Source organism: Vogesella mureinivorans, assembly GCF_007644035.1.
Lineage (GTDB): Bacteria > Pseudomonadota > Gammaproteobacteria > Burkholderiales > Chromobacteriaceae > Vogesella > Vogesella mureinivorans.
The window spans coordinates 1-345 of the sequence record NZ_VMTV02000603.1; the positions used below are offsets into that span (position 1 = coordinate 1).

At 62.6% G+C, this 345-nt stretch carries 1 pseudogene; it reads left to right on the plus strand.

From position 1 onward, the window contains the following. Positions 1-345 (plus strand): annotated as a pseudogene (locus FLQ44_RS16475) (carbohydrate ABC transporter permease); the annotation flags it as partial.

Here is a 345-nt window from a genome sequence, read left to right on the forward strand (position 1 = left end):
GGATTCGGCCTGCGTCGGCGTGCGTTGCGAGGGGCTGAAGCCCTATGTCTGGAACTCCATGGCCATGGTCATTCCGGCCGTCATCATCTCGACCTTCCTCGGCGCGATCAACGGCTACGCGCTGACGAAATGGCGTTTTCGCGGCTCCGACCTGATCTTCGGACTCATGCTGTTCGGCGCCTTCATTCCGTTCCAGGTCGTCCTCCTGCCGATGGCGCGCACGCTGGGCATCCTCGGCATGGCCGGCACCGTACCCGGTCTTGTGCTGGTCCCCACGATCTACGGACTGGCCTTCACAACGCTGTTCTTCCGCAACTTCTTCGTCGGCGTCTCGGACGGTATCGT